Source organism: Chryseobacterium arachidis (genome assembly GCF_900129245.1).
GTDB lineage: Bacteria > Bacteroidota > Bacteroidia > Flavobacteriales > Weeksellaceae > Chryseobacterium > Chryseobacterium arachidis.
On the sequence record NZ_FQUT01000001.1, the window covers coordinates 109,728 to 128,943 of the forward strand.

Here is a 19,216-nt window from a genome sequence, read left to right on the forward strand (position 1 = left end):
TACCCTATATTTTTGCATTAATTTTTAAGTGAAAATATGAATCAAGCTTTAAATATTTCTCAATCAAAACCTCATTATGAAATCCTTGACGGATTGCGTGGTGTTGCCGCAATCATGGTCGTATTTTTCCATGTTTTTGAAACATTTTCGAACGGAGATCATACCAAACAGATCATCAATCATGGTTATTTGGCGGTGGATTTTTTCTTTATGCTTTCGGGATATGTGATCAGTTACGCTTACGACAATCGTTGGAATCAGATGACATTGAAAGATTTCTCCATCCGTCGTTTGGTGAGATTGCAGCCAATGATTATCATTGGTTCTTTGGTTGGAGCGGTTTTATTTTATTTCCAACAATCGGAAGGTTTAGGTTGGGGCGGAATTTCAACAACTCCGGTTTGGAAATTAATATTGGTCATGCTCATCGGAATGACAGTCATTCCGGTCGGAAAAAGTCTCGACATCAGAGGCTGGAATGAAATGCACCCATTGAACGGACCGGCTTGGTCGCTATTTTTTGAGTATATTGCGAATATCGTTTATGCTTTAATTTTAAGAAGAGTCTCTAAAATTGTATTAGGAATTTTAGTGATCATTTCAGCCGGATTTACGATTCATTATGCTTTTACAAATCCAAATGGAGACATCATTGGAGGTTGGTCAATCGATGATATAACGCAATTAAAAATAGGTTTTACAAGATTGGCTTTTCCTTTTTTAATGGGAATTTTCTTGGCAAGAGCCGTTAAATTAAAATTCACCAAACACGCTTTTTTTACAACGAGTATTTTATTAATCATTTTATTTGCGTTTCCACGTTTAGGAGGGACTTCGGCACATTGGCAGAATGCTTTTTACGAATGTTTTACATTGATGATAATGTTTCCGATTATTATTTTATTGGGAGCAGGCGGAAAAGTTGTTGGTGAAAAAGCGAATCGATTATGTAAATTTTTAGGGGATATTTCATATCCGATTTATATTACCCATTTTCCGTTGGTGTACGTTTATATGGCATGGATTGTGAATGGAAAACATACTCTGCAAGAACCTCAGTCATGGATTTTAGGATTGTTAACGGTATTTACCTCAATAATTTTAGCGTATGGCTTCATGAAATTCTATGATATTCCGGTGAGAACATGGTTAAATAAAAAATTAATTTCAAATAAATAAAGATTAAATGAAAATAGAACACGTTGCGTTTTGGGTAAAGGATTTGGAACTCATGAGAAGTTTTTATGAAAAATATTTTGGAGCTGTTTCCAACGAAAAATATCATAATCCTGTTAAAAATTTCGAATCTTATTTCTTAAGTTTTGATAACGGAAGCAGGCTGGAAATCATGACAAGACCCGATATTGAAGATGGAAATAATTCGTTTGAAGCTCAAAAATTCGGGATTATTCATCTTGCGTTTGAAACGGGAAGCAAAGAAAAAGTGGATGAATTAACGGAAATTTTAAGAAACGACGGCTATAAAATTGTAGGAGAACCAAGAACTTCCGGCGATGGCTATTACGAAAGTGTAATTCTCGATCCTGAAAATAACATCATCGAGATTTTAAAATAGTTTTAATTCTCAAAGTGAAACTCATCGTTCGCTTTTGTTCGGCTCAGATAGAAGATCTGAGCCGATTTTTTTATTGATATTTGATTGGCTGCGAAGTTTAAATAACAAATCTGTTTAAACTCATTTTAAATCTTACCGCAAAAGGGACAAAAGCCATCAAAAAAATAAAAATCAAAAGTTTTTAAGAGCTTATGCGTTCTTTTTTTATCTTAAATGATAAGTTTTACATATAGTATACAGATCTTTTGTGTCTTTTGCGGTTAAATAAAAAAAGTTTAAACAAGTTTAACTTCAAAGTACGATCATTCATTTTAGTTTTTCATCCTTCTCTTACCGTATTTTCCCCTAATTAAAATCAATGATACCACAAAAACAGAAATTGGTGACAATTTCATACCGTAATCAGTGATTTTGAAAATTTACACCTTTTTCGTGGTTCGCGCAGTTGGTTTAGCGTATACCTTTGTCTCACTATTAACCAATTAATTTTTACTAATATGAAAAACCTTATTACTGGTGTATTTACACTAATGGCTATGAGCTTCACATTTGCACAGGCAAATTTGGACATGAGTACTCAAAATGGGAACCTGAACACTGCAACCGTTGATCAGACAGGGATGATGAACTCCAACGAGCTTTTGCAGGACGGAAACAGAAATACAGCCGATATCGATCAGGTGGGTATTATGAACTCTAATACTGCAGAGAGTGTAGGAAACAGAAACTCTGTAGATGTAGACCAGAACGGATGGTTAAATTCTAATGAAGTTACCCAGACAGGAAACAGAAACGCAGCTTCTACCTGGCAGGTGGGTATTTCAAACTCTACCGTTCAGACTCAGACAGGAAACAGAAACGAAGTTTCTTCCATCCAGTGGGGGGCAGGAAACATTGCTGTTCAGTCACAGGAAGGTAACAGAAACTCCGCAGATTCTTTCCAATGGGGTAGCGGAAACATTGCCGGACAGGTTCAGGACGGAAGAAGAAATGAAGCTTCCGGAGCTCAGGTCGGAAACGGAAACATTTTGGTACAGTATCAGCTTGGGGACGACAACATGGCATCTCACTATCAGCAGGGTGATGGTAACATCGCAGGGGCAGTTCAGATCGGTGACGACAACGTAGCGATGGGTGCTCAGGTGGGAGATGGTAATCTTTTAGGCCAATTACAGGTTGGAAACGGAAATACAGCACTAAATACTCAGGCTGGTGACGGAAATATTGCATTGGTAAGCCAATCTGGAGATGCGCATACTCATATAGGAGTTCAAACCGGAAACAATAATTCTTTAATGGTTAATCAATCAAATTAGTAGCTTCTTAACTTTGGAGTGAAATTCAGGAGAAGCGAATGGCTTCTCCTTTTTGTTTACCATTTTTAACAGGGATTTTACGTAACGGGAAACCACTACTTTATCAGACTACCTGCCAAACGTGTTTTCTTCCATACATCAAAAAAGTATCTTTAAATAAAATTAATAACCATGTTTACACTGAGATGGAGTGTCCCCGCACTTTTCTTATTCATGTCTGTACAATCACAGCAGATCGATTGGGATAAAATCAACAGTAATAATGCTGTCAACATCATTGCACTGCAGAATACAGATCCCAAAGCTACGTACTCCAACATTATTCAGGAGGGAAACGCCAATCACGCAGATCTATATATCAATTCAAAAACAGACATTGTGGTGAAGCAATTGGGGGATTACAACACCTTGTATTTTGTGAATTCCTTTACAGATACGGAAACCAAAACAGCTATTACAACTCAGGGACATAACAATATCATCGATATTACGGGAAGTAACAGCATTTCAGACGGTTTGCAGATCAATGTAAAAGGAGATAACAAAACCATATTCATGAGAAACTATTAAAAACCTCGGTGATGAAAAAATTATCAGCTTTGACTTTGTGTACTTTTTTTATCTTCCTGGCCATTACCACTTACGGACAGGAAGATAAGAAAGTAACTGCAAAAATCGAAAGCAGTATGCTGGAAGATCAGATAAGGATTAAAGCAACCGTTACCAACGGAACAGCCATTTACCAGGAGCTTAATTATCTTTTGATTTCAATAAAAAAAGGCGACGGAGGAAATTTATCCAACAATCAGCAAAAAGGAAAATTTTCGATTAATCCTAATGAGGTTAAAGTTCTCTCGGAGATCAATGTCAATTTTCAAACTAAAGATGCCCTGAAAGCTTTTCTTTATATAAGAGATGAAGAAACCCAGAAGCTTGTTGCCAAAGACAGTCTGGAGCTGAATAATGAGTTGTTTAAAAAAAAGGTGGCAAAAATTGAAGAAGAGGTATTCTATGAGCTGAAAGGCCTTACCATAGACGAAACCAAAAGTAAGGTGGGAAAAGATTTTTATGATCTTTTTTATATGTATTACAGTCAGATTCCTGATAAAAGTACCTCAGCAGTTACCATTTCAGAGTTGCCTTCGCGGGGAACCAGCGGGCAGATTAATGTGCAGATTGATGATAAAATAGTCTACAGCTTTATGACGAATCCCAGTGATGATTATTTGAAAGAGCAGCTCAGTGCCAGTTTAAAATATATCAAAGAATTTAATGCCAGGAAAAATCTTATAAAAAATGAATTTATATACTAAAAATAAAAGCCATGAAAACTATTATTTTTATTTTAATGCTTTTCGGAGGAATATTTCTCGGGAAATCTCAGCAGCTTGTTTATAAACCTATTAATCCTGCTTTCGGAGGAGATACATTCAATTATCAGTGGCTTCTAAGTTCCGCAAACGCACAGAATCAGTTTGATCAGAAAAACGATTTTGCCAGCCTGCTGAATGACGTGAATTCTCTCGACAGTTTTAGCCAGAGCCTCAACCGGCAGGTATTAAGTGAATTGTCCAGAAAGCTGTTTCAGGATCAGTTCGGAGAAGGAAGCCTCCAGCCCGGAAATTATCTTTTCGGCTCGATGTATCTGCAGGTAACTTCTACCGCTCAGGGATTGTTGATTAATATCTTGGATACCAGCACAGGGGAACAGTCCGAGATTATTATTCCAAAATAAAGAAATACCTAAAAAACTAATTTTTTTTTAACCATGAGATCCAAAACCTACACCAGAATTTTTTTCTGTGCTGTGATGCTGTGTATTTTGCAGGCGTGCAGTTCCTTATTAGGGCTGCCTTCCAATCCTGAAAGATCCACATTAGGAGAAAATACAGTCTACACCACAGAACTAAAAAGTATGCCCCTCCCCAAAGAGAAAATTGTAATCGGCGTTTACAAATTCAGGGATCAGACAGGGCAGTATAAGCCGGCAGAAAACGGAAACAACTGGAGTACTGCTGTTCCGCAGGGTACCACCACTATCTTGATAAAAGCGCTTGAAGACAGTAAATGGTTTATTCCCATCGAAAGAGAAAATATTGCCAACCTGCTGAACGAAAGACAGATTATCCGTTCTACAAGACAGGAATACCTTAAAGATGCCGACAAAAACAGCACCGCTCTGCCACCCCTTCTGTACGCAGGAATTTTGCTGGAAGGCGGAGTAATTTCCTATGACAGCAATATTATGACCGGTGGTCTGGGAGCCCGGTATTTCGGGATCGGAGCTTCTACCCAATACAGACAGGACAGAATTACCATTTACCTGCGTGCCGTTTCTACCTTAAACGGAGAAATCCTGAAGACGGTTTATACTTCCAAAACTATTCTATCTACCAGTGTCAACGGAAGCTTTTTCAGGTATATCGATACCGAAAGATTACTGGAAGCTGAGGTGGGGCTTACCCAAAACGAGCCTGTTCAGCTTGCCGTAACCGAAGCTATTGAAAAATCTGTTAAAGCCTTGATTGTAGAAGGCATTAAAGATAAAATATGGGGTAAATCTGCAGGAGATATGGCAAACTATCAGGCCATAATAGATGAATACGACAGAGAGCAGAAGGAAAATATCAACCGGGTTATCGGGAATAAATTTCCAAGCTATCACAGGCATAATTTTGCCGTGTTCGGAAATGTGGAAGCACAGAAAGTAAGAGATGACTATATCAATCCCAGAATGAATATCGGAGGAAAATTAGGTTTTAAATATTTTATGAGCCCAAGTTTTAATCTGGAGTTGAATTCAAGTATTTTCACGATGGAAAATCAGAATATTCTTAAACGTTCTTATTTCGTTCCTGAAGTTAATCTGGAATATATTCTTTTCCCAAGATATAAATTCAGCCCTTACATTTATGGAGGGGGTGGAGTTATGTTTTCCAAATTTAAACCTCAGTATAAAGGACAATTTGGAGGAGGTCTGGAATATATTTTCGCTAAAAATGTTGGATTGCGGGCTTCATCCCAGTATGATTTAGGCTTTAAAGATAATTGGGAAGGTCTTGTAAACGGTAAAAGAAAGGATCAGGCGTTGAGATTTGCATTAGGACTCAATTTTTACATTGGTAACAAATAAAACATGAGCTATGAAAACACTATTCAAAATTATAAGCATATTAATCTTTTCAGTTTGTCTTTTTTCCTGCAGCGAAGAATTGGTAGATCAGGCTCAGACCGGAAGTTTAAAAGGGAAAGTAGTGAAAAGAGGCACCAATCAGCCTATTGCTAATGTAAAGATTTTTACTACACCAACTACACAGACCGTGTTTACGGCAGCAGACGGTTCTTTTGAAATACCGGGAATGCCCATCGGAAATTATTCGGTAAAAGCTGAATTGTCGGGATATCTTACCAATTTTCAGGCGGTTAATATTCAGAATAAAGATCAGGTAGTAACGATGGTTTTTGAAATGGATGATGATAAATCGCTAAACTCCCCGCCTACAGCGCCCAAATTATTGAGCCCTGTGGATAATGCGGTCAATCAGCCTTTAAGCGTTGAACTGACTTGGAGCTCTACAGATCCCGATGCTACCGATGTTTTAAAATATAATCTCACGATTAAAAATAATGTAAATACCAATGTAGTTCAGGTGAATGATCTTACGGCAACACATTATACCTTATCCAATCTTAATTACGGGGTCAGTTATTTCTGGCAGGTGTCTGTTTCAGACGGTATACACGATCCGGTTCTCAGCCCGATCAGTAAGTTTACAACCAATATGGTTCCTACCAACCGTTTTCATTATGTTCAGAAACAAAGCGGCAATCTTGTAATTATATCGAGTGATGATGCGGGAACTCATTTTCAGTTTACCAATCCGTCGTACAACAGCTGGAGGCCAAGAAAAAATAATAATTCAGGACTGGTGGCTTTTCTGAGAACAGAAGGTGGTAGCAGCCATATTTACACTGCAAATCCGGACGGTTCCAATGCCTTTAAAGTAACAACGGTTCCGGTTGCCGGATTCAGAAATGATGAACTCGATTTCTCATGGAGTACCAACGGTCAGGAAATCCTGTACGCGAATTTTAATAAATTATACAGAATCAATAAAGACGGAAGCGGCTTGAATCTGGTATACACCACACCCGACGGAAGCATGATTTCCGAATGTGACTGGAGCTACGACGGAAGTAAAATTGCTCTAAAAACTAATGATTTCAATGGATATAATACCAAAATCTATGTCATTGACATGCTGGGAAATATTTTAAATACAGTTTTAACAGGTCTTCCCGGTGCAAGTGGCGGACTGAATTTTTCTGTAGACGGGCAAATGCTGGTGTACTCAAGAGATATATCCGGTTATCAGGATAACTCGGGGAATTACAGACAGCTGGATGCTCACGTATTTGTCTATCGTTTGAGTACAAATATGGCTTACGATATTTCTTTGGAAAGCGAAAAAATAATGGGAACCAACGATCTCGATCCACGATTCTCCCCGAATAACGCGCAGGTAATTTTCATGAATACTTCTAATGATAATATTTCCCAGCGGAATGTTATGGTTATTGATCTGAACAGTTCGATGACGGATCTCACTAGAGCTGTTCTTTTCAATAATGCGGAAATGCCGGATTATGAATAAGTGAAAATCTCTCTGCGAATGGTCAATTCAGAAAAGGTGAATCGTTGGTTTAATATCTCCGGTTCACCATTGACCAAAGTTTTTATTACGAAATCAAATTCTTGATTTTTTTCATGGTATATTAAAAGAAATTCCAAACCCGTAAGTTTGGAATTTTTAATGAAGCAAAATTGGATGGATGATTAGTCTATGATATGATTTTCCAATGCATATTTTACAACGCCTACCGAATTTTTTACATTCAGTTTCAGGAGAATTCTTTTTCTGTGTGTTTCTACCGTGTTGATGCTGATGAAAAGTTTTTCAGAGATATCTTTACTGCTGAGACCGTCGCAGATAAGTTTCAGGATTTCCAGTTCTCTCTTGGTAAGAGGATCTTTGAAGTGGGTTTTGTGCTGCTCCTGTTCGTTACTGATAAAATTTACCATTCTGTCTTTAGCATGGTCGCAAATGTATACTTCGTTCAGGAGCAGAGCTTGTATAGATTTTATAAATTCATCGTAGCTGCTGTTTTTGTCGAGGTAGCTTTTGATTCCTTTGTTAAATAATTTGCGTATATCCGTAACATCGTATCCGTTTCCGATAATAATAATCTTGATGGATTTGTTTTCAGAAGTAATATTTTCTACCGATTTGTAGAGGTCAGTAAAAATGAGCATGTTTGAACTGATCATGAGGAATTCCGGAGGATCGTCCTTCAGGAGAATTTTGAGTGCCTCGGGGCAGTTACAAATATCAATAGTTGTAAATATTCCACTTTGGTCGAGGAGTTTTGAAAGCCCTTCTGTGTACAACAGAGGCTCGTCGAAGATGGTTAATCTCGGTCTCATCATGATTAGTTTTAGTTTATATAAAAATAAGAAAAAAACTTGAATTTTATAGAAAAATATTTGCAAAAATTAGATTTATTGCAAATAAATTATTAAAATAATATGGTTTTTAGTAAAAAATTGTTAAATAATTCCCTTTGGGTAGAGTTTTGATGTGATTTTTTGGAGTTATTGTTTGTAAGTTATTGATATATTGTTTGTTAAAAAATAAAATAAAATACCTTATTTATTTAACTAACACAGTTGGGATATGTTTTACAGGAAAATTAACTGAGTTGGCAATAAAACAAAATTCATTCGCCTGATGATGGAGGTCTTTTGCTTTTTTGATCATTGATTCTTCAGAAACTGTTACAGTAGGATTCAGTGTAACTTCGGTGAAATGCCCGCTTCCGTTCGCTGTTTCCTGCATAATTCCTGCTGCTTCGTCAACATAATCGGTGACAATAACTCCTGCTTCCGAGCAAAAATGAAGATACCACAGCATGTGGCAAGAAGAAAGCGACGACAAAAGCATTTCTTCCGGATTATATTTTGTTTTATCTCCACGAAAAGCCGGATCGGAAGAACCTTCAATAATCGGTTTATTTTCTACAGAAATAGTATGGCTTCTTTCGTAATCACGATAGGTGCTGGTTCCTTTTCCTTTGTTTCCCGTCCATTTAATCGTAGTTTTGTAGTGATGGTCTCTCATTTTATTTTGATAGAAGTGTATAGAATTCGGATTTAAAAAGAATTTCACGTAATAATTTTTCTTTTTCTTCCTGAGTTTTCAAATCTCTAAAATCCCAATTTTCTAAAGGAATATCCCTGTTCAAAAATCGGATACTAAAAGCATCGTATTCATATTGATTTCTTTTCTCTTTTTTTATATTCAAACTTTTAAAAGAATCCTCGAATTGATGTTTTAAATTTTCACTAGAATGATTTTTAGAAAGTAAATTATACGTGAGATGTACAATTTCTGAATTATTTCCTAATTGGTTATCCAGAATGTAAGGAATGAGAAAATTTAAAGCTTCTTCATCTTTTTCTAAGCCTATATAACATTGAGAATAGAGGGTTGCCATAGAAATGTCAATTCTTGCATTAGCATTTCCGCAAGTTGCTCTGAAAGGATATTCTTTCTTTTTGTCAAGGTATTTTATAGCTTCGGAATAGTTTTTATTAATGAGCTCAATTTTTGCCAGATTTGTGTAAAATCCATTTATATAAGAGTTACTTGTATAATATTCTGTTTTTCCGCTAAATTTTTTTACTTTATTCTCATCAACAAATTTTAAAATTTCCAAATAAGATTTTTTGGCATCATCATATTCTTTTAAAGAAAATTGTTGGTAAGCTTCTGAAACAAGTGTTTTGAATCTACGTTTTGAAATGGGCGTGTTCTGTCCAAAAGCAACAGAGGAAATTAATAATAAAACAAAAGAAAGAATTGTTTTCATTTCAGGATTAGTTTTATAAGAAACGATAAAATTATAAAAATCATATTTCTTATAAAAACAAAAAACCTCCGTGAAAATACGGAGATTCTAAATTTGATCGATATTATTATCTGTTTTAAAGTTTTATGATCTTTTTTGTGATAGATTTTCCATTGTCAAAAGTTACTTTCGCAAAATAAACTCCTTTCGAAAGCTCAGAAACATTTGAATTGTTTTCTTTTATAGTTTTTACCAGTTTCCCATCGGGAGAATAGATTTCCATTTTGCTTATTTTTTCTTTTGCACTGTAAACTAAGTTTTGCTTTACAGGATTTTCAAAAACTATATCAAGACTCGTTTTTATAGCATCAGTAGTTGATAATGTAGTGGTATTAAGTAAATATTTTACGATGTATCCACTTCCTCTTATTATAATATTATTGTTATTGACAATCATGTCTTCCACATTGGAATCAGTTTGTAAATAATTGCTGAAGGCAGGATCTAAAGAACCGGTTTGATTAATTTTTGAAATAAAATGATTGGGAGAGCCTTCGCCTGCAGCATAATAAAATCCATCTTTTTCTACAATACAGTTAATCCACGAACCTCCATACAAACCAAGACTTGTAAATAAATTATAGTTAAATGTATTATCAAAAGTTCCATCAGTATTTATCCTTTTAACATCACCGGATGAGCCTAATGCACAAAGAATTCTATTATTGCTATCCACAAATACGGCACTAGTTCCACCATAACCAAAGCCATTAGGATCAACAAATGATACAACTCCATTATTTCCAAAACTCGCTATTGGCTGCCCGTTTAAATTAAATTTTTGAATAAATCCGATGGTACTATTAAAACAAATAATATTCGATTGATTATCTATTCGCACAAATGTTCTGCCAGCTGGACTTCCTTGTGTGGCCACATAACCGTTGTTTCCGAAAGTATTATCAATGCTTCCATTGGTATTTAGTCTGAGAATTACATGTTGATGCTGAACATTTTGACCATAATTAACTGCGTGTACAAGTATTTTGTCATTCTGTAAAATAATTCCATAAGAACTATAAGTTTGGTCGGGAACCAAGGAAGGTATAACTACGGTACCATTTGTTCCAAAAGTAGAATCTGATTGCCCATTTGGAAGTATTCTGGAAATTACTACTGATTCTGAATTGGTAAACCCAAAAACTATTAATTTCCCATCAGTTTGTATTTTAACTTCATTTAAATAATTGTTATAGGGTAATGGAACTGTTCCGCTTGTTCCAAAAGTAATATCAGGAAGGCCATTGGATGTAATTTTTGATACATAAGATTCTGTAACATTAATTCCTGGATAGGTGTTTACATTGTGAGTGAAATAGATACTGCCGGCGGGATCTTGAGCCATTGAAAAGGTAAGATTTCCGGGCATAGTAAATATCCCATTGGAAGCAAAAGAAAGATCTTTAGAAATAATTTGTGCGTAAATACTCTGGATAGCAAAAATGCATCCTAATAATAGAATTTTTTTCATTGTTATGTTTTTTAATGTGTTAGAAATAATAAATTACACCAATAGAATCTGGTCGGTAAATAAGAATCATTCGTGTAACTTTTGTAAAAGTAATAAAAAAACCTCTAGAAAACTAGAGGTTTTATTTTTTAATTAGAATATCCTGTCAACTCTTCTTTGTTGGAGTTATAAATTCTGTATTCTAAGTATTTAAAAGAATCCCTTGGGATAACGGTTACCCATTTTTTGTATTTCATAAACCATTTCATCTGGATGCTCTTGATGCCTTTGGTAAGGTATGCTTCCACGAAAGGATGTACATGCAGGTAAAGTTTTCCTTTTTCCTTTTGCATAATGGTTCTAAGGGTTTCGCCCATTCTTTCCACGATAACGATAGGAGCTACAATTTCTCCGTCTTTATTCGGGTTTTCTTCTTTGGTATCGATCTGTTTTTCCGGACGGTTTCTCTGTCTGGTAATTTGTATCAATCCGAACTTACTTGGCGGAAGAATTTTATGGCGTGCTTTATCACGGCTCATTTCTACCTTTAGATGTTCGTACAGATCTCTTCTGTGTTCGGGGTTTGGCATGTCGATAAAATCGATCACAATGATTCCACCCATATCACGGAGACGCAGTTGTCTTGCGATCTCTGTTGCTGCCATTTTGTTCACCTTTAAGGCGTGTTCTTTATTTACGGCAGTTCCGGTTGTGATATTGTTACCGGAGTTTACGTCGACTACGTGAAGGGCTTCCGTGTGTTCTATAACAAGGTAAGCACCTTTTGAGCTTGGGATGTTGACGTGTTTCCCGAAGCTTTGTTTGAGCTGTTTTTCAACATTGTAATATTCCAGAAGTGGAATATGAGAATCGTAAAAATGGACAATGTTCTTTCTCTCCGGAGCGATAACTTCCAGATAGTTTTTCATTTCTTCAACCATTTGTTCGTCATCGCAGGTGATGCTTACAAAATCCTGATTGAAATTGTCCCTTAAAATAGCTGAAGCTTTATCATCTTCGCTTAAAACTCTGGACGGAACTTTATTTTTCTGTATATTTTTAAAAGTAGTTTCCCATTTCTGAATCAGCTGATTCATGTCGTTGTGCAGGTCTGCTACTTTTTTACCTTCGGCTACGGTTCTTATAATAACTCCGAATCCTTCAGGTTTAATGCTTTCGATTAATGTTCTCAGTCTCTCTTTTTCTTCAAAGCTTTTTACTTTTTTTGAAATTGAAACTTTATTATCGAAAGGGATAAGCACCAAAAAACGCCCTGTTAAAGAAACCTGAGTCGAAATTCTGGGTCCTTTCGTAGAAATGGGTTCTTTGGTAATCTGTAATAAGACAAGGTCGTCCTTTGCGATTACTTTGTCTACGGTTCCGTTTTTATCTATTTCGGGTTGTATCTCGAAATTTTTTAAGCTTGAAGTGCTTTGTTTTTTGGAAATAGTATCCCTCAGAAACTTTCTGTAGGTAAGATATTGTGGTCCCAGATCCTGGTAATGCAGGAATGCATCCTTTTCGTATCCAATGTTTACGAATGCCGCATTAAGGTTGGGAGCCAGCTTTTTTACTTTTCCAACAAACAAATCTCCAACTATAAAATCGCTTTTGTCCTCTTGCTCATGAAGTTCACATAGTCTTCCGTCTTCCAGCAGTGCAATCTTTGTAAGATCATCTTCATGCGAAACTATTAGTTCTTTCTTCATTTTGTTGTAAGATAAAAATTGTTAAGATTACAGGAAAAGATATTGTTTTTCATCAAATAAATTTTAACCTTAAATTAAGCATTACTGCCGAATAAGGAAACATTTTTTCTGATAAAATATAAACTTTTCTTTTCCCTGACATCTTATAGTTGCAAAACAAAATATAGTCGGTGAGGCTTTAAAACTTAAAATCACCAACTATATTTTTATATTTTATAAATCGAGAAAAAGAGATTATTTCTTCTTATGTCTGTTCGCTCTTCTTCTTTTCTTTCTCTTGTGAGTTGCAACCTTGTGTCTTTTTCTTTTCTTTCCGCTTGGCATAATTATAATTTTTTAGTAACTAGTTAATATTCAGTTAATGTCTTATTTTACGGTAACTTTCGTTTTTACTTTCTCCACAAAAGATTTTGATGGCTTGAAAGCAGGAATGTTATGAGCAGGGATTTCAATCGCAGTGTTCTTAGAGATGTTTCTTCCCGTTTTTGCTGCTCTTGTTTTAATGATAAAAGAACCAAAACCTCTCAGATAAACGTTATCTCCATTATACATAGAAGTCCTGATTTCTTGCATAAAAGCCTCTACAACTTTCTGTGTTTCATTCTTTTCGGTGCCCAACTTGTTTGAGATGGTGTTTACCAATTCTGCCTTTGTCATTTCCTTATTTTAATTTTAAATTTTAGGTGTGCAAATTTAGTTAAAAAAATTGAATATTAGCAAATTAGTGGTAAAATATTTTTTTATAAAGAGTTGAAAATTTAATGTTTACTCTATATGACGGTTGGGTTAAGTCACCTTTACATGCTGGAATTGTAGTACCCATTCTCTACACAGAAGCGGATGAGGTGAAGTTTTGTTTTTAATCCAAGCTTTTCCGTGAGGCGGTTGATATATGTATCGATCGTTCTTGTGCTCAGGTTCAGTTGTTCACCTATCTCTTTGTTACTGAAGCCTTCATAGCAGAATTTCATGAGCTGGATCTCGGTTGGGGATAGCTCCTCCTGACTCTTTTTCTGCCTGTTCATATATTCGTGCACTGCCAATGGCTGCTGTTCCCATTCCTTAGTATAAGCGGTATAATCAAAACTTTCCGAAGAGATTTTTCCTTTAATGATATCCCTTATAATATTGCTTTTTTTTTCGCAGTAATAGATGTTGGGTATTTTTGAAAGAAGTTCCGCCATATCTTCCTGATACGTCCCGGAATAAGTAATGATGGGCGTATCCGTATTGTTTTTCCGGATGTATTTTATAGCTTCCAGACCGCTTAAAACAGGCATGAAAAGCTCTATAATGAACACATCTTCCTGTCTTCTGTAATTTCTGCTGATCAGCTCGTGGCCGTTGTTGCAGTCATTAAGAAGGATGTAGAAAGGATTTTCCGTAAGCGTCTTGATCAGGATCTTTTTAAAATAAAAATCACTGTCTGCTATAGAAAATCTTACAGTGTTTGATATTAGGTTACTCACTTTGTTATTAATCGATTTGGTGAATGGTCATTAAATTAAGGGACTAAATTATGAAAATATAGTGAAAGTGAAAATTAATCTTAAATTAATTAAAAAAATGCTTGTTTATAACTTAAATACTTAAATTTTGTACATAAATTATTTTTTTATAATTTCACAGACCAAACAAATCACAAATATATGTCTTCAAATCGGGAAAAAAAATTAAATAAAAAAGACGTCAGTTTAGGCGTTTGGAAATTTATTCTATCATTTATTGTACTCTCAGGTGTTTCTTTCATCTGTGTTTTTTTCTTTTTCAAAAGTTACGATCTGCAGCGTCAAGGCGTTAAAAAACAGGCAGATGACTATCGCGAGATGCTTTCCAGAGGAGATGTGCTTAAAACTCATGTCGACAGTATTTTGTACAGAATGGACAAATTAAACATCAGCAAAGTAGATAATGACATCATCCTGAGGAATTCTATTATGGATAACGTTCAGGATGCCAAAAATATTATGGGGAAGGATAGTGTGGATAATTTTAAGCACTATTCTATTCTGATGAAGCAGATAGAGCCGATGCTGGCTTTAAAAACCGAGATCGTAAAAGTTTCTTATAAAGAGCAGATCGCTCTTCGTGATATTTCAGAGTGCCGCGGTAAAATCGGTATTGTAAATAATGAGCTTAAAGTAGATCCTACAAGAAATTTTACAGGAAGCAGACGTAGAAGATAAAAACGAAAAAGTATGCAGGGACAAATCACACTATCAAAAAAAGAAAAGCATTATCAGTTTTTATATTTAATTCTGATGCTTTTTGCCGCAATTATCTTTTTAGGAATTCTTTTCCTGAAAGGTTTTGAGTCTCCGTTTTCAGATGAGGATGTCATTTCCATTCAAAGTCTTGAAGAAAAAGCCAAATTCGATCAGAAACAGAAATTTACTTTCAAATTGTTAGACAGTACTTTTTCGCAGATCGACAGGTTAAAGGATGAAGCGCCGCAGCCTTTCGTAGAAAACAACATCATGAACGGAATTAATGATGTGGCCAACCAGTTGGCGAATGATAATACTACCGATATCAGAAAAGACGCGTATCCGCAGATCGCAAAATTTTATAAGATGTATTTTGACGATAAAAAAGTTATTTCCAGCAAAACCGAGAATATCAAGAGCTTCGAAAAACAGTTTGAGGAATGCTCTATTGGCTTTAAAGAAAAGAAAAGTCAGCTTTTCCAACGAGAAACTGCTTTAAAAGCCAGAACTCAGTAAGCTTAATTTAACTAAGAATAAAAAATAAAACACATATCACAATCATTTAACTATGAATTACTTTCAAAAAAACAAGAAGAACATTATTATTGGTGTTATTGCGACTTTGCTCATAGCGGCATTGGTGGCATTATGGTTGCAGAAGAAGGTGATACACTCTGCCGATGATATTATCGGTACTGTAAATCCGTCTACTATTGCTGTAGGAGATACACTTTTGTTCGAGGATATGACGCAGTTTGCAAAAACCAGAAGATGGAATTTTGGGGACGGACAATCATCAGATAAAAGCAGAGGAATCCATTTTTACAATAAACCGGGATATTATCAGGTAACATTGATTATCGACAACAAATACTCCAAGTCTTTTCCTGTAATGGTGTCCGCAAGAACACTTCCTAAGCCGAAAGATTCTACAGAAGTTAAAGCGAGAATCGAGGCAAACAGCCAGGCGATGCAGCTTGAAAATGTACAGTTTTTGGCAGTTGCAGACGGGGCTACGCAGTTCACATGGAAATTTGGCGAAACCGGAAATATCGATTCTAAGGATAAAATGACTTTTTATTCCTACAAAAAACCGGGTGATTATATCGTAACGCTGTACACAGATAAAAGCGAAGAGCCTGTTCTGCATCACATCAAAATCCTTCCTGGTTACGATGCCATGAAAGAAGAAGTGAATATTGAGGATGCTTACGCTAAAGTAGATAACGATTTTAAATATCACCTTCAGCAGATCGCCAACGGAAATAGCTTCAATACGCATTACAATTATTTACTGAAGACTTATTTGTGTAACAACGAAAATACAGTGGTGAAGGTTAACGACAGCAAAGTAAACAACTTTTACATGTATTGTGCAGGTCTTCAGTTTGATAAAAACATGGTGATCCAGACGGTAAAAGTAAATCTTGATGATAAGCAGGATTGTGTAACCAAAGTCGATATTAATCAAAGTAAATAATTTCCCGTTCACATTTGCTGAACGCACCAATCATTAAATAAATTAGGATGAAAAATAAATTTCCTTTAGCAGCATATTACGTTGGGGTTTCTGTTTTACTGGTAAGTTGCCAGGTAAAGCTTCCTTCCAAAAGAACTCCGGAACCATCACAATACGGGCAGGTAGACAATGCATCTGTCATTAACGGATATCCAAAAAAATCTGTGCCTTGGATCGCTATTTCAGACAGATCCCGAAATACGGCATATTTGGATAAAAATGATGAAAAATCTTACAAAGAAGTTAAGTTTCTGGAGCCTCTAATGGTGTTGAAAAACAGAGACGGAATGGTAAAAGTAGCAGAGTATATCCCTGATGCTTTAATGAAAAAAGTTTCTTCAAAACAAATCAAAACTTACGGATGGATTCCGGAATCTGATCTTCTGCTTTGGAGTAATTCTTTAAAAAGCGAAAAGACAGGTTTTCCTGTAAGAGTGGCTGTTTTGCCAAGCAACAGTGAAGTGATCAGAAACTCTGAAAGATATTATAAAAACGATTCGATTAAAGTTTTCAATTCGCCAAGTCTTATCGAAGAGGCTAATGTGAAAATCCCGAACGGACAGATCGTTTACGTGTACAAACAGGCTGAAAATAATAAAAGATTTTTGGTAGGGAAAAAGCCGTCTGTGGATATGGACAGCATCAGTACAGGTTTATATGGCTGGGTAAGCTCAAATGTTGTTTCTGCCTGGGGAGAGCGTTCTGCCGTAAAAATGAAAAATACGACAGGGATTACAGAAACTACTTTGGGAATCCATGAAGGAGCTCCGAACAGCAGCCAGACGGAAAACAAAACGGCAATTCTTTTAACGGATGTGAACAGCAGGACTCCGCTTGAAAATATCTATCCGGTAACGTTACCGCTTACTGAAGCTCCGACTCCTGATTCGAAAACGAAGTACTTTACCAATATTCTGGACTACAGTAAAAATTATATTTACAATGTTTTAGGAGAGCCTATTCGTTTCGACCGTTACAGAGAAATTACAGAAAAAAATAAAAAAATTAATATTGTTTTTGCATTGGATATCAGTGCGCCCAATGCACCTTATGCACCGATTGTAAAATCTTTATTGCAGGATTTACAGCTAAGATTCGAAAAGCCTTCTTACTTTAATCAGGTGAAATATGGAGTTGTTTTGTACAAAAATAACCCTTGTGGAGAAAATGTAGCAGTTTCTACCTTAAGCACGGATTACAGCAAGATTACCTCATTTATTGCTGATAAAAGCAATGAAATGAACTGTGCAAGCAACAGCGGATATCAGCCGGTAAACGAAGGCTTGATGGCAGCCGGAGATCTTCTTTCAGCGGTTCCTGATGAAACCAATATTGTGGTAACTGTGGGTACTTCTGCCAGCCAAAGTGGAAATATGTACGGGGTGATCAATTCATTAACGCAGGCTCAGGCAAGAATAATCATGTTCCAGACCAGTGCGAGATCTTCGGATACGTATAATGATTTTGTACTGATGGCAGAAAATGTGGTCACCAATACAGCAAAAAATATCGCTGAACTGAAGAAACAGAAAATCATCAATCAGAGTGATGTTTTAACAAAGAATAACTTCAGTCTTGTAGAAGGGGATGCAGGGTTTTTCTCATTGGATTATCCTAAGCAGAGTATGGCTCAGGGATTCGTAATTTTCCCTAAAAAGGGGGATATTGCAACTCCGGGTTATCTTAAGAAGTCTGTCGACAGCTTAATTTCGCAGGTAACTTTGGATAATGTTACCATGGATAAATCTTTAAATGAATATTTCCACTCTTCAGTAGGAGCGGGGAGAACTGATGTTGATGTAAAATATAAATATATATATTCGGGGCTTACCAATCCGGTTCCTGCAGGGATTGCAGCACAGCTTATTAACTACGGAAATCCGTTTTTGGTTAAAGGATATATTCCAAGTGAACTGAAAGAATATAAGCCGGGATTGGAAAAAGGAATTTTAATTTCTGAAACCGAGTATGATAATTTAAAACTTTTCTATAACGAAGTATATAAAAATACACAAGCTGATAAACCGGACTTCAGCCAGGGAAGAGCGATAAGAGAATATGTGAAGTTGCTGAAAAAGTATAACCCGACCATAAAGTTTGTGGATAAAGGAGAGCTTTACAAACAGCCGATGTCTTATGCGGTGGGAGCCAGCACAGGATTTGATCTTTCCGAGGAGGAGCTTATGACGAAATTTATGCTGAAAGGCTGGAAAAAATCTAAGATTGTAAGAAATGAAACGGTGAAAAATTATTTTGCTAATTACAAGAACTTAGCAGAAAGGATGTTATCGCATAGAAATGATCCGGCCGTAAAAATTCAGCAAAACGGGCAGACATTTTATTGGCTGAACGAATACTTTATGCCAACCATGCTCCCTGTTGAAGCACCGGAATATACTAAACATTAATAACTTATAATATGAAAAGCGGAAATTTTTTTCCGCTTTTTTTATTTTTTAATGTAAATTTT

The 19,216-nt window shown here is 35.9% G+C and carries 19 protein-coding genes; 12 read left to right on the plus strand and 7 right to left on the minus strand.

The features are described 5' to 3' along the window. Positions 1–36: 36 nt before the first annotated feature. From BUA89_RS00510 to BUA89_RS00545, 8 genes are all read left to right on the plus strand, one after another. Entirely contained in the window at positions 37–1,179 is a 1,143-nt protein-coding gene (locus tag BUA89_RS00510) for an acyltransferase family protein (protein ID WP_072952673.1), read from the plus strand. A 7-nt stretch (positions 1,180–1,186) separates the two neighbouring features. After that, positions 1,187–1,576 (plus strand): VOC family protein, encoded by a 390-nt coding sequence (locus BUA89_RS00515; protein WP_072952674.1) that lies wholly within the window; start codon positions 1,187–1,189, stop codon positions 1,574–1,576. A 497-nt stretch (positions 1,577–2,073) separates the two neighbouring features. Beyond that, positions 2,074–2,892, plus strand: a complete 819-nt coding sequence (locus tag BUA89_RS00520; RefSeq protein WP_072952675.1) for a hypothetical protein — start codon at positions 2,074–2,076, stop codon at positions 2,890–2,892. A 171-nt stretch (positions 2,893–3,063) separates the two neighbouring features. After that, positions 3,064–3,462 (plus strand): hypothetical protein, encoded by a 399-nt coding sequence (locus tag BUA89_RS00525; protein ID WP_072952676.1) that lies wholly within the window; start codon positions 3,064–3,066, stop codon positions 3,460–3,462. 11 nt (positions 3,463–3,473) lie between these two features. Further along, complete coding sequence (locus BUA89_RS00530; RefSeq protein WP_072952677.1) at positions 3,474–4,205, plus strand: CsgE family curli-type amyloid fiber assembly protein; 732 nt, start codon at positions 3,474–3,476, stop codon at positions 4,203–4,205. 11 nt (positions 4,206–4,216) lie between these two features. After that, the gene (locus BUA89_RS00535) at positions 4,217–4,627 is read left to right on the plus strand and encodes a curli production assembly/transport component CsgF (protein WP_072952678.1); all 411 of its coding nucleotides are present in this window, start codon (positions 4,217–4,219) and stop codon (positions 4,625–4,627) included. Between the two features lie 33 nt (positions 4,628–4,660). Beyond that, entirely contained in the window at positions 4,661–6,025 is a 1,365-nt protein-coding gene (locus tag BUA89_RS00540; RefSeq protein ID WP_072952679.1) for a CsgG/HfaB family protein, read from the plus strand. Between the two features lie 10 nt (positions 6,026–6,035). Beyond that, on the plus strand, positions 6,036–7,547 hold the full coding sequence (locus tag BUA89_RS00545) for a carboxypeptidase regulatory-like domain-containing protein (protein WP_072952680.1): 1,512 nt from the start codon (positions 6,036–6,038) through the stop codon (positions 7,545–7,547). A gap of 182 nt (positions 7,548–7,729) precedes the next feature. Here the strand turns inward: BUA89_RS00545 and BUA89_RS00550 are convergent, their stop codons facing one another. The 7 genes from BUA89_RS00550 to BUA89_RS00580 all read right to left on the minus strand — a co-directional run bounded on the left by BUA89_RS00550 (position 7,730) and on the right by BUA89_RS00580 (position 14,489). After that, positions 7,730–8,380 (minus strand): response regulator transcription factor, encoded by a 651-nt coding sequence (locus tag BUA89_RS00550; protein WP_228420503.1) that lies wholly within the window; start codon positions 8,378–8,380, stop codon positions 7,730–7,732. 223 nt (positions 8,381–8,603) lie between these two features. Then, on the minus strand, positions 8,604–9,071 hold the full coding sequence (locus BUA89_RS00555; protein WP_072952681.1) for an OsmC family protein: 468 nt from the start codon (positions 9,069–9,071) through the stop codon (positions 8,604–8,606). Between the two features lies 1 nt (position 9,072). Then, positions 9,073–9,822, minus strand: coding sequence for a hypothetical protein (locus BUA89_RS00560; RefSeq protein ID WP_072952682.1), 750 nt, complete (start codon positions 9,820–9,822; stop codon positions 9,073–9,075). A gap of 115 nt (positions 9,823–9,937) precedes the next feature. Further along, positions 9,938–11,332 (minus strand): T9SS type A sorting domain-containing protein, encoded by a 1,395-nt coding sequence (locus BUA89_RS00565; protein ID WP_072952683.1) that lies wholly within the window; start codon positions 11,330–11,332, stop codon positions 9,938–9,940. 128 nt (positions 11,333–11,460) lie between these two features. Further along, positions 11,461–13,020: an Rne/Rng family ribonuclease gene (locus BUA89_RS00570; RefSeq protein WP_072952684.1), complete on the minus strand. Its 1,560-nt coding sequence runs from the start codon at positions 13,018–13,020 to the stop codon at positions 11,461–11,463. Positions 13,021–13,386: 366 nt separating this feature from the next. Beyond that, positions 13,387–13,677, minus strand: coding sequence for an HU family DNA-binding protein (locus tag BUA89_RS00575; protein ID WP_027388329.1), 291 nt, complete (start codon positions 13,675–13,677; stop codon positions 13,387–13,389). A 140-nt stretch (positions 13,678–13,817) separates the two neighbouring features. After that, positions 13,818–14,489, minus strand: a complete 672-nt coding sequence (locus tag BUA89_RS00580) for a response regulator transcription factor (RefSeq protein WP_072952685.1) — start codon at positions 14,487–14,489, stop codon at positions 13,818–13,820. 180 nt (positions 14,490–14,669) lie between these two features. Here BUA89_RS00580 and tssO point away from each other — a divergent pair, with 180 nt between their 5' ends. The 4 genes from tssO to tssR are packed head-to-tail and all read left to right on the plus strand — an operon-like array spanning position 14,670 to position 19,154. Then, positions 14,670–15,206, plus strand: coding sequence for a type VI secretion system TssO (tssO, locus tag BUA89_RS00585; protein ID WP_072952686.1), 537 nt, complete (start codon positions 14,670–14,672; stop codon positions 15,204–15,206). Between the two features lie 12 nt (positions 15,207–15,218). Further along, the gene (locus tag BUA89_RS00590) at positions 15,219–15,743 is read left to right on the plus strand and encodes a type VI secretion system transmembrane protein TssO (protein ID WP_072952687.1); all 525 of its coding nucleotides are present in this window, start codon (positions 15,219–15,221) and stop codon (positions 15,741–15,743) included. Between the two features lie 52 nt (positions 15,744–15,795). Continuing rightward, a complete protein-coding gene (locus BUA89_RS00595; RefSeq protein ID WP_072952688.1) occupies positions 15,796–16,707 on the plus strand; it encodes a PKD domain-containing protein in 912 nt (303 codons plus the stop codon). Positions 16,708–16,754: 47 nt separating this feature from the next. Further along, the gene (tssR, locus tag BUA89_RS00600; protein WP_072952689.1) at positions 16,755–19,154 is read left to right on the plus strand and encodes a type VI secretion system protein TssR domain-containing protein; all 2,400 of its coding nucleotides are present in this window, start codon (positions 16,755–16,757) and stop codon (positions 19,152–19,154) included. The last annotated feature ends 62 nt before the right edge of the window (positions 19,155–19,216 follow it).

Excerpts from the sequence above, each read along its gene's own strand:
- BUA89_RS00560 (WP_072952682.1), bottom strand. The coding sequence starts at position 9,822 with ATGAAAACAATTCTTTCTTTTGTTTTATTATTAATTTCCTCTGTTGCT.
- BUA89_RS00530 (WP_072952677.1), top strand. The coding sequence starts at position 3,474 with ATGAAAAAATTATCAGCTTTGACTTTGTGTACTTTTTTTATCTTCCTG.
- BUA89_RS00570 (WP_072952684.1), bottom strand. The coding sequence starts at position 13,020 with ATGAAGAAAGAACTAATAGTTTCGCATGAAGATGATCTTACAAAGATT.
- BUA89_RS00515 (WP_072952674.1), top strand. The coding sequence starts at position 1,187 with ATGAAAATAGAACACGTTGCGTTTTGGGTAAAGGATTTGGAACTCATG.
- BUA89_RS00550 (WP_228420503.1), bottom strand. The coding sequence starts at position 8,380 with ATGATGAGACCGAGATTAACCATCTTCGACGAGCCTCTGTTGTACACA.
- BUA89_RS00590 (WP_072952687.1), top strand. The coding sequence starts at position 15,219 with ATGCAGGGACAAATCACACTATCAAAAAAAGAAAAGCATTATCAGTTT.
- BUA89_RS00565 (WP_072952683.1), bottom strand. The coding sequence starts at position 11,332 with ATGAAAAAAATTCTATTATTAGGATGCATTTTTGCTATCCAGAGTATT.
- BUA89_RS00525 (WP_072952676.1), top strand. The coding sequence starts at position 3,064 with ATGTTTACACTGAGATGGAGTGTCCCCGCACTTTTCTTATTCATGTCT.
- tssR (WP_072952689.1), top strand. The coding sequence starts at position 16,755 with ATGAAAAATAAATTTCCTTTAGCAGCATATTACGTTGGGGTTTCTGTT.
- BUA89_RS00545 (WP_072952680.1), top strand. The coding sequence starts at position 6,036 with ATGAAAACACTATTCAAAATTATAAGCATATTAATCTTTTCAGTTTGT.
- BUA89_RS00575 (WP_027388329.1), bottom strand. The coding sequence starts at position 13,677 with ATGACAAAGGCAGAATTGGTAAACACCATCTCAAACAAGTTGGGCACC.
- BUA89_RS00595 (WP_072952688.1), top strand. The coding sequence starts at position 15,796 with ATGAATTACTTTCAAAAAAACAAGAAGAACATTATTATTGGTGTTATT.
- BUA89_RS00520 (WP_072952675.1), top strand. The coding sequence starts at position 2,074 with ATGAAAAACCTTATTACTGGTGTATTTACACTAATGGCTATGAGCTTC.
- BUA89_RS00535 (WP_072952678.1), top strand. The coding sequence starts at position 4,217 with ATGAAAACTATTATTTTTATTTTAATGCTTTTCGGAGGAATATTTCTC.
- tssO (WP_072952686.1), top strand. The coding sequence starts at position 14,670 with ATGTCTTCAAATCGGGAAAAAAAATTAAATAAAAAAGACGTCAGTTTA.
- BUA89_RS00540 (WP_072952679.1), top strand. The coding sequence starts at position 4,661 with ATGAGATCCAAAACCTACACCAGAATTTTTTTCTGTGCTGTGATGCTG.
- BUA89_RS00555 (WP_072952681.1), bottom strand. The coding sequence starts at position 9,071 with ATGAGAGACCATCACTACAAAACTACGATTAAATGGACGGGAAACAAA.
- BUA89_RS00510 (WP_072952673.1), top strand. The coding sequence starts at position 37 with ATGAATCAAGCTTTAAATATTTCTCAATCAAAACCTCATTATGAAATC.